The organism is Pseudomonas sp. PICF6, from assembly GCF_009831705.1.
GTDB classification, from domain to species: domain Bacteria; phylum Pseudomonadota; class Gammaproteobacteria; order Pseudomonadales; family Pseudomonadaceae; genus Aquipseudomonas; species Aquipseudomonas rhizophila.
This window is the reverse complement of the sequence record NZ_WUUD01000026.1, coordinates 280,973-287,309: the sequence shown is the minus strand read 5'-3', so window position 1 is coordinate 287,309 and position 6,337 is coordinate 280,973. Positions and strand designations below refer to the sequence as shown.

The following is a 6,337-nucleotide window of genomic DNA, read 5'->3' as shown; positions in this document are numbered from 1 at the left end:
GCCGACTTGCCGGGTACGGTGCGTGCGGGCAAGCAGGTGGTCAGTTGGGGTGAAAGTACCTTCATCGGCAACTCCATCAACAGCATCAACCCGGTGGACGTCTCCGCGTTCCGCCGTCCGGGTGCCGAGATCAAGGAAGGCCTGATCCCGGTGAACATGCTGTTCGCCTCCCAGGGCTTGACCGACAAGCTCACCATCGAAGGTTTCTACCAACTGGAATGGGATCAGACGGTCGTCGATAACTGCGGCACTTTCTTTGGCAACGACGTGGTAGCCGATGGCTGCACCAGCGGCTACACCGTGGGCAGCCCGGCGATTGCGCCATTCGTACCATTGACTCAGGCCTTTGGCCAAGGCATCCAGGTGAATGACGAAGGCGTTGTCATTGCTCGCAGCGGTGACCGTGACGCCCGTGATTCCGGCCAGTGGGGCACGGCGTTGCGCTGGCTCGGTGACGACACCGAGTACGGCCTGTACTTCATGAACTACCACAGCCGCACGCCAACCGTGGGCACCACCACCGCCGGCCTGTCTACATTGTCGGCATTGCCGGGAATGGTCGCGATTGCAGAAGGGCTTGCCCCTGGCAGCGGTTCGGGGCTGGCGCAAAGCGTGATGCTGGGGCGCGGTCAGTATTACCTTGAATACCCCGAGGACATCCGTCTGTACGGTGCCAGCTTCGCCACCACGCTGCCTACCGGCACCGCGTGGACCGGGGAAATCAGCTACCGCCCCAACGCACCTGTGCAGCTCAACACCAACGATCTGACCCTGGCCTTGCTCAACCCGATCGCAGGCGGTGCAGCTTCGCCCATCGCGACCTCGCCCGGGGCCGATAACACCGGTTATCGTCGTAAGGAATTGACCCAGATCCAGAGCACCCTGACGCACTTCTTCGACCAGGTGCTGGGCGCTGATCGCCTGACCGTGGTGGGCGAGGCGGCGGTGGTGCACGTCGGTGGCCTGGAATCCAAGGACAAGCTGCGTTATGGCCGTGACTCGGTCTACGGCCAGTACGGGTTTGGCGGTGACACCGACGGCTTCGTCACCTCGACCTCGTGGGGCTATCGCGCCCGGGCAATTCTTGACTACTCCAACGTCGTTGCCGGTATCAACTTCAAGCCCAATGTCTCCTGGTCCCATGACGTGGCCGGCTACGGCCCCAACGGCTTGTTCAACGAAGGTGCCAAGGCCATCAGCCTGGGTGTCGATGCCGACTACCGCAACACCTATACCGCCAGCCTGAGTTACACCGACTTTTTCGGCGGCGACTACAACGTCCTCGAAGACCGCGACTTCCTCGCGTTGAGCTTTGGCGTGAACTTCTGATCTGGCTGACAAGGAAAAACCAATGCGCAAGATGATTCTGCAATGCGGCGCCCTGGCCCTGAGCCTGCTGGCCGCGAACGTGATGGCGGCAGTTTCGCCGGATGAAGCAAACAAATTGGGCACCAGCCTTACGCCGCTGGGCGCGGAAAAGGCAGGCAATGCCGATGGCTCGATTCCGGCCTGGACCGGTGGCATCGCCAAAAACGCCGGGGCGGTGGACAGCAAAGGCTTTCTGGCCGATCCCTTTGCCGGGGAAAAGCCGCTGTTCACCATCACCGCCGAGACCGTGGACAAGTACAAGGACAAGCTTTCCGAAGGCCAGATAGCGATGTTCAAGCGCTATCCGCAAACCTACAAGATTCCGGTCTATCCGACCCATCGTAGTGTCTCGCTACCGCCCGAGATCTACGAGTCGGCCAAGCGCAGCGCCCTCAACGTCACCACCATCAATGATGGCAACGGCCTGGCCAATTTCACCGGTAACCGTTACTACGCATTCCCGATCCCCAAGAACGGCGTGGAAGTGCTGTGGAACCACGTCACCCGCTATCACGGCGGCAACGTGCGGCGCATCATCACCCAGGCCACCCCACAAACCAACGGCAGCTTCACCCCGATCCGCTTCGAAGAAGAGATCGCCGTGCCGTTTCTGATCAAAGACGCCGATCCGGAAAAGGCCAGCAACGTGCTGACCTACTTCAAACAGTCGGTCACCGCGCCGGCACGTCTGGCCGGTAACGTGCTGCTGGTGCATGAAACGCTTGACCAGGTGAAGGAGCCGCGCCTGGCCTGGATCTACAACGCCGGCCAGCGCCGTGTGCGTCGCGCCCCGCAAGTGGCCTACGACGGCCCGGGCACCGCCGCTGACGGGTTGCGTACCTCCGATAACTTCGACCTGTTCTCCGGCGCGCCGGACCGCTACGACTGGAAGTTGGTGGGGAAGAAGGAAATGTACATCCCCTACAACAGCTACAAACTGGATTCCCCCAGCCTCAAGTATGACGACGTGATCAAGGCCGGCCACATCAATCAGGATCTGACCCGCTATGAACTGCATCGGGTCTGGGAAGTGGTCGGTACGGTCAAGCCAAACGAACGTCACATCTACGCCAAGCGCCACATGTATTTCGATGAGGACAGCTGGCAGGCGGCACTGGTGGATCACTACGACGGTCGCGGTCAACTGTGGCGGGTGGCCGAAGGTCATGCCCAGTTCTACTACGCCAACCAGAACCCGGGCTACACCCTTGAGGCGCTCTACGACATCATCGCCGGCCGCTACATTGCGCTGGGGATGAAGAACGAAGAGAAGCGCAGCTACGAGTACGGTTTCGAAGCCAGGGCTGCGGACTTCACGCCCGCGGCGCTGCGCTCGACGGGGGTTCGTTAAGACCCGGCGGTTTGAAGCTGACTGTGGCTGACGTTAGCTAATCGTGAGGACCGGCAATCGATTTGCCGGTCTTTTTTTATGGGCGCCAATCAGCGCGCTGAATACTTCTCCAAAGGTGAGCGCCACAGGACTAGGGTGATGAAACAATAATAAACTGGACTTCGCACATGACCGCCATGACCCCGTGTCCGGACCGTCCTGGATTGCTGCCCCGCCTGTCTTCGACCCATGTGCCGCGCAGGTCCTTGAGCGAGCCCTTGCTGGCCTCCGAGGCGCGGGTAAAACTGCTTTGCGCACCAGCGGGCAGTGGCAAGAGTGCGTTGTTCGCTGAGTGTTTCCTGCAAGCCCCCGCCGCTTGCCGGTTGCATTGGTTGCCGCTTGGGGGCGCAATGCTGGACGCGGCGCAAATGTGCGAGCGTCTGGCGCAGACCCTCGGGCTGCCGTTGCTGGATGAAGGGGGGCTGCTGGCTCACCTGGCGGGCTTGCAAGCACCGACCTGGCTGTTCCTGGATGATTACTGTCGGGTACCCAACCCCGAGCTGGATCAGTTTCTCGATCGTCTGTTGAGCATCAGCAGTCCGGCGCTTCACCTTTGGTTGAATGGTCGCCGTCGTCCTCACTGTAACTGGCCGCGCCTGCTACTTGATGACGAACTGCATGAATTCGATGCCCAGGCGCTGGTCTTCACCCATGACGATGTCCAGCAGTTGCTCAAACATTTGCCCGGTCCCCAGGGCGCTCGCACCGCGCGCGAGGTGATACAGCGCAGTGGCGGTTGGTGCGCCGGGGTGCGCATCGCCCTGCTTGAACGTTGTGAATGGGCGCGCAGCCACGCGTCGCCGGGGCGGCCCGGGACCCTGCATGACTACCTTGAATATGAGCTGTTCAGTACGCTGACCCCGGACCTGGCGCAGGCCTGGCGAGTGCTGGCGCATCTGCCGCGCTTCAATGCCCGGCTCTGCGAGCATCTGTTTGGTGACACGGTGGGCGCCGAATGCCTGCCCTTGTTGTTGGACCTGGGCTGTTTTATCGAACCGTGGGAGCAGTCTTCGGACTGGTTGCAGATTTTCCCGGCGCTGGCCCGACTGGTGCGGGACGAGCCCTGGCCGCAGGGACGCTCCTGGCATCGCCGGGCTTGCCAGTGGTTTGCCGCCGAGCAGGATTGGCAAATGGCATTCGAGCAGGCCATGCAAGCGCAAGAGTTCGAGGCTGCCGTCAGTTTCCTGCAGCATCTGAATTTTGAACACGTACTGCAGCGCAGCAACGTGACGCTGTTGCTGAAGCTGCATGATCAACAAGGTGAAGCGCTGACACTCGGTACACCGCAATCGGTGGGGTTGGTCACGGCTGCGTTGCTATTCGCCGGACGCTTCGATCAGGCATCGGTGTGCATCGACCAACTGGCCAGGTTCATGCCGCAACCTTCGGCCTGCCTGCAGCGGCAACTGCTGGCCCGGTGGCAGGTTCTGCTGGGCTGGCTGCTGCACCTTTCGGGGGATGGCGAGCAGTCCCGCGAGCACTTGCTCCAGGCCCAGGCGAGCCTCGACCCAGAGGCCTGGGCCTTGCACCTGTTGTGCCAGTTGGGGCTGACACAGCAGGCACTGCTCAAGGGGGAACTGGCCACTGCGCAATGGATCAATCGCCAAGCCCTGTGCCTGGCGCGCGCCCAAGGCTCACTGGTCTTCGAGGGCTTGCTGGAACTGGATCACGCCCAGGTCCTGGAGCAACGCGGTGCTCCTCACCGGGCCGACCATCTGTTGAGCGCAGTTCAGGGGTTGCTCGATAAGCCTGGCCAGGACTTTTCTGCCTTGCTGGGACGTATTGCCCTGCGCCGTGGCCGTCTGGCTTTGCGCATGGGGTTGGCCGAGCAGGCTGCCGAGCAGTTCCAGGCGGGCCTGGAAACGGGCCTGCATTGCCAGGACAAACAAGTGCTTTATGGTTTTCTCGGCAAGGCCACCCTGGCGGCCAATGGCGGCGACTATGGCGAGGCTTTCCTGCAACTGCGCGATGCCGAGCGGATCATGCAACAGCGGCACATCCCCGACACGGTGTACCGTGGCGTGCTGTTGCAAACCAGTTGCCAGTTCTGGCTGCAACAGGGACGCCCGGAACTGGCTCACGAGGCCCTGACCCGGGTCTTGCGTCACTTTCACGGGCCGCAGGCCAAGCATGCCCCACCTGCGACCCTGGAGTTGATTCCTCGGCTTGAGTACCTGCTGGTGCTGACCGAGGTTTATCTGCATCGGGCGCAAGACCCGCAAGCGCAACTCAAGGCAATGATCGCCCGGGCACAGCACTGTGAAATGCATGGCCTGGAGACCGAACTGTATCTGGCGCTGGCTGAAGTCGTCTGGCTGTCTGCTGATCGTTCCCAGGCACGATCGCTTGTGCAAGAGGGCCTCAAGCGAGTTGCCTGTTGGCGCGCCCAGCAAGCCTTGTGCGAGTTACGCGCACGTCAGCCCGATCTGTTGGGCTGGGCGCAATCGGCTGAGCACATCGAGCAGCCGGCGGTGGCAGTCGAAGACACGTTGTTGAGTCATCGGGAATTGGAAGTGCTGGAGCTCATTGCGCAGGGCTATTCAAATCAGCAGATTGCCGAACGTTTGTTCATATCCTTGCACACGGTAAAAACCCATTCGCGGCGGATACACAGCAAGTTAGGCGTTCAGCGGCGCACGCAGGCGGTCGCCAAGGCCAAAGTCATGGGCGTGATGAGATAAAGAATTCCCAAGGGCAAGACGATTAGCTGCCGCCGCTACGTATCACCGCTCACATCAATGGTGTGATCAGGATTGGCCCGTTGGCTGATCCGATCCTGCGCCTGCCTCATACCCCATCCGCCAGCTCACGGCCCGGGTCGCGGCCAGCAGTCGTTGCGCCGCCGGGCCGTTTTCGTCGGCATGGAACAGGGAAGTCGGGCCGACAATGGTCATCACCGCCGTCACTTGGCCGACAGCATTGAATACCGGGGCTGACAGGGCATCCACGCCGGGCATCAGCAAGCCATGCACATGGTGCAGGCCGCGACTGCGTATTTGCTGGCACAGGGTGGCATAGGCCTGGTCGTCGGCCAGGGCGTGGGCGGTGGAAGCGCTCACTTCCTGTTCGCGCAAGCCGATCGTTTCGCGCGCCGGTAGGTAGGCGCTGAACACCAGCCCCGTGGACGAGCTGAGCAGCGGCAATACCGACCCCAGTTGCGTCACCACGGTCACTGCCCGTATGGCGGGTTCGATCCGAACGACGGTGGCGCCGTGATTGCCCCACACCGCCAGGAAACAGGTTTCGTTCAAGTCATCGCGCAGTTCGGCCAAGGGCAGGGCGGCCACTTGCAACACGTCCATGCCGTTCAACGCCGCCAGGCCCACGCGCAAGGCTTCGCGCCCGAGGCCGTAGTGGTTGGTGGACGTGTTCTGTTCAGCGAAACCGCTGGCGATCAAGGCCTGCAGGTATCGATGAACCTTGCTCGCCGGCATTTGCACGTGTTCGGCCAGGCGCGACAGCGACGTGGAGGGCGACAGTTCGGCCAGGGCCTTGAGGATGTCGGTGCCGACTTCGGCCGAGCGGACTTTCTGTTTACCGTTGCTGAGCGGGGTTTCCATGGAGGCGCTGAGTCCAGAG

The 6,337-nt window shown here is 61.8% G+C and carries 4 protein-coding genes; 3 read left to right on the top strand and 1 reads right to left on the bottom strand.

From position 1 onward, the window contains the following. The 3 genes from GSM73_RS17845 to GSM73_RS17835 all read left to right on the top strand — a co-directional run. A partial coding sequence (locus GSM73_RS17845; protein ID WP_256676943.1) for a DUF1302 domain-containing protein occupies window positions 1-1,329 on the top strand: 1,329 nt, incomplete at its 5' end. 22 nt (window positions 1,330-1,351) lie between these two features. After that, window positions 1,352-2,719 carry a DUF1329 domain-containing protein gene (locus GSM73_RS17840; RefSeq protein ID WP_076383580.1) on the top strand — a complete coding sequence of 456 codons (1,368 nt, stop codon included), beginning with the start codon at window positions 1,352-1,354 and terminating at the stop codon, window positions 2,717-2,719. A gap of 167 nt (window positions 2,720-2,886) precedes the next feature. Next, a complete protein-coding gene (locus GSM73_RS17835; RefSeq protein WP_160893392.1) occupies window positions 2,887-5,439 on the top strand; it encodes a LuxR C-terminal-related transcriptional regulator in 2,553 nt (850 codons plus the stop codon). A 66-nt stretch (window positions 5,440-5,505) separates the two neighbouring features. Here GSM73_RS17835 and GSM73_RS17830 read toward each other — a convergent pair whose 3' ends face one another. Then, entirely contained in the window at window positions 5,506-6,318 is an 813-nt protein-coding gene (locus tag GSM73_RS17830) for an IclR family transcriptional regulator (protein WP_160893390.1), read from the bottom strand. Window positions 6,319-6,337 lie beyond the last annotated feature (19 nt).

What these genes read in the sequence shown, in the direction of transcription:
- GSM73_RS17835 (WP_160893392.1), top strand. Translation starts at nt 2,887, where the DNA reads ATGACCGCCATGACCCCGTGTCCGGACCGTCCTGGATTGCTGCCCCGC.
- GSM73_RS17840 (WP_076383580.1), top strand. Translation starts at nt 1,352, where the DNA reads ATGCGCAAGATGATTCTGCAATGCGGCGCCCTGGCCCTGAGCCTGCTG.
- GSM73_RS17830 (WP_160893390.1), bottom strand. Translation starts at nt 6,318, where the DNA reads ATGGAAACCCCGCTCAGCAACGGTAAACAGAAAGTCCGCTCGGCCGAA.